The organism is Rahnella sp. AN3-3W3 (genome assembly GCF_003263545.1).
GTDB classification, from domain to species: domain Bacteria; phylum Pseudomonadota; class Gammaproteobacteria; order Enterobacterales; family Enterobacteriaceae; genus Rahnella; species Rahnella variigena.
This window is the reverse complement of sequence record NZ_JYDG01000145.1, coordinates 1-3,111: the sequence shown is the minus strand read 5'-3', so window position 1 is coordinate 3,111 and position 3,111 is coordinate 1. Positions and strand designations below refer to the sequence as shown.

Sequence of the window (3,111 nt, the reverse complement as noted above, 5' to 3'; positions counted from 1 at the left end):
AAGAAGTTGGAGAAAACTTCAGCTTATTTTTTTTTGACCTTAATACCCCACCCCGGCCCTCCCCTTCGCAGGGGTGGGAGCAAAATCACTTCGGCCAGTTCGGCCATATGGCTTTCGGATACTCCCTGTCGATGTCCGATTTCGCCAGTCCGATATCCTTCAGTTGATCCGCACTCAGCGAATGCAAAATCTTGCGGCTGACGCGGCGCTCATTCCAGCCATGTACCACTGCAAACACCTGTTTTAGCCAACCGACCTTTCTCACCGGCATCTGTACTGCACTTTCATGCACCGCGATATCTGCACAAACCCTTGTCTCACAACCGGCAAACTGCCGTTCTTCAATGATATTTTTCATATTCTGCTCCCGTTGACGACCTGACATCAGGATCTAACAACGGGCAAAAACATTACAGATTCAGTTTTTTTGTATTTCAACCATACAGATCTGGATCTAATGACAGATTCAGCGATAGATTGTGTTCATCTGTACTGCTTTCTTTGCGCAGGCGTTGAGGAAAAGATAATGAATCGTTACGAAAATCTGGCAAATGTCCTGAGTGATCGCATTGAACAGGGGCTGTATCCGGCAGGTATCCGTCTGCCTTCAGTGCGGGTGTTAAGTAGTGAACATGGCGTCAGCGTCAGTACAGTTCAGCAGGCGTACCGGGTGCTGGAAGAAAAACAGCTGGTGGAAGCCCGCCCGAAATCGGGTTACTTCGTCAAGGATGCCCGCATTCAGGCTGCTCTTCCTGCGGTATGCCGCCCGACGCAACGTCCGGTGGATATTTCCCAGTGGGATCAGGTACTGGAGCTGATTACCTCTCCGCATCGTCCCGGTGTGATTCAGTTAGGCCGCGGCTCGCCGGATGTCACTGCCGCCACGCTCAAACCTCTCAGCCGTCTGATGGGGCGCGCCGGACAGCATCAGAATCTGAGCGCGTTTCATTACGACAGTATTTATGGCTCCGAAGACTTACGTGAACAGATCGCCCGTCTGATGATTGACAGCGGCAGCCATATGGATGCCAGCAACATACTGATCACCACCGGTTGTCATGAAGCCCTGTCTATCGCCATCCGTTCAGTATGTGAACACGGCGATATCGTGGCGGTGGACTCCCCGAGTTTTCACGGCGCAATGCAGACTCTGAAAGGCTTTGGCATGAAAGCGCTGGAAATCCCTACCGATCCGGTTACCGGAATCAGTCTGGAAGCACTGGAGATGGCGCTGGAGCAGTGGCCGATTAAAGCCATACAGCTGACGCCCAACTGTAATAATCCGCTCGGTTATAACATGCCGGATGACCGTAAAAAAAGCCTGTTGCGTCTGGCGCAACGCTACGATATCGCGATTATTGAAGACGATGTTTACGGTGAACTGGCCTATCAGTATCCGCGCCCGGCGACCATTACCTCGTTTGATGAAGATGGCCGCGTGCTGCTGTGCAGTTCGTTTTCCAAAACGCTGGCGCCCGGTTTGCGCGTCGGCTGGATTGCGCCGGGCCGTTATCATGACCGCGCCCTGCACATGAAATACATCACCACCGGCGCATCAGCCACGCTGCCGCAAATCGCCATCGCGGATTTCATCAAACAGGGGCATTATCTGCAACACATGCGCCGCATGCGTAATCAGTACCAGCGCAACCTGTGTACCATGACTGACTGGGTGATGAAATATTTCCCATGTGGCACGCGTGTCAGCCGTCCGCAGGGAGGATTTCTGTTGTGGATCGAACTTGACGAACGCGTGGATACGCAGCGCCTGAACCGGCTGCTGGAAGAACATTTAGTGCAAATCGCCATCGGTTCGATATTCTCTGCCTCAGGCAAATATCGCAATTGTCTGCGCATCAACTATGCCCAGACGCTGACGGCGAAAACTGAGCGCGCCGTTCAGCAGGTTGGCCTGACCATTTCACAGATGCTGGAAAACTGCTAAACGCCATCCGGAGAGACTTTACCGTGCAGATAGAACCGTTACCGCCACTCAACACGCTGGTGGCATTTGAATGCGTGGCGCGTTATTGCAGTTTTTCAAGGGCAGCGGACGAGCTAAATCTCACCCAAAGCGCCATCAGCCGGCAGATTATCCAGCTGGAAGAAATGCTGGGTTGTAAGCTTTTCCAGCGTGCCCAGCGCAAAACCACGCTGACACCGCGCGGGGAAACCTATGCACAGCAGGTGCGAAAGCTGCTGGGGGATATTTCACAATCCACCGCTGAGGTGATGGGCTGGAACGGTTTGCCGCAGGTCACGCTGGCCTGCACCAGCGCCATGAGTGGTCTGTGGCTTTCATCCCGTCTCTCGTCTTTACGCCAGCTTCTGCCGGATCTGCAAATCCGCATGAAGATTTCCGACAGCTTTTCTGATCTCAAGTCATCAGAATTCGATCTGGCTATCTTCTATCTGCGCGAGCCGCCGCCTGGTTATCACGTACAGGCGTTGTTCGATGAAGTGTGCTATCCGATGTGTTCACCGGAATTTCTCAAACGCCTGCCGCCTGATGCCAGCGCCGCCGATTTACTCGAACAAACCTTGCTTATACAGGATGACCCGCAGCGCGAATGGACCGGCTGGCACGACTGGGTAGGAATATCGGTTACCCTCTCCGACCAGCCCTAAAGCTGCCCCGCCCGAGTTACCAATAATATACGATAATAATTCGTTATTTTCAGGTAATACAAAGCGATGGCGAAATATAAACTTCCGCCATGAGGGTTCAGGTTCCTACACCCGACTGCGGATTTTGCCGCAGCGAGCAGACAATAACTGGATATCCACACATAGAAAATGGGCAAAATGCTGGGATGAGATACTGCTTCCAGAGAGTTTTTATGGTTTGCAGTGAGTTGCACGCGGCTACCTGTAAGACAGTGAACGGGCAATGCCGGATTTAGCTTTTTGCTCCTCACCCTGCGAAGGGGGAGGATGGGAGGGGGTTTTAAGGGCTAACACCTGGTTTGAGCAAACTTCAACTTATTAATTCGCTTTAATACCCCAACCCAGCCCTCCCCTTCGCAGGTAAGGGAGCAGATCGAGATTTGCCCTTTTCCGTGCGAAATGGAGGGAGTTGCCCGAATTCTGTATCAGATTTCAGGAATGATC

The 3,111-nt window shown here is 52.6% G+C and carries 2 protein-coding genes and 1 pseudogene; 2 read left to right on the top strand and 1 reads right to left on the bottom strand.

Translation table 11 applies throughout. The annotated features are described in order from the left end of the window. Window positions 1-85: 85 nt before the first annotated feature. Window positions 86-358: a DUF1127 domain-containing protein gene (locus tag UC15_RS25420; protein WP_112291992.1), complete on the bottom strand. Its 273-nt coding sequence runs from the start codon at window positions 356-358 to the stop codon at window positions 86-88. Window positions 359-526: 168 nt separating this feature from the next. Between UC15_RS25420 and UC15_RS25415 the strand changes: the two genes are divergently transcribed. Next, entirely contained in the window at window positions 527-1,945 is a 1,419-nt protein-coding gene (locus tag UC15_RS25415; protein ID WP_112291991.1) for a PLP-dependent aminotransferase family protein, read from the top strand. A 23-nt stretch (window positions 1,946-1,968) separates the two neighbouring features. Continuing rightward, a pseudogene (locus UC15_RS25410) lies at window positions 1,969-2,592 on the top strand (LysR family transcriptional regulator); the annotation flags it as partial. Window positions 2,593-3,111 lie beyond the last annotated feature (519 nt).

What these genes read in the sequence shown, in the direction of transcription:
- UC15_RS25420 (WP_112291992.1), bottom strand. Translation starts at nt 358, where the DNA reads ATGAAAAATATCATTGAAGAACGGCAGTTTGCCGGTTGTGAGACAAGG.
- UC15_RS25415 (WP_112291991.1), top strand. Translation starts at nt 527, where the DNA reads ATGAATCGTTACGAAAATCTGGCAAATGTCCTGAGTGATCGCATTGAA.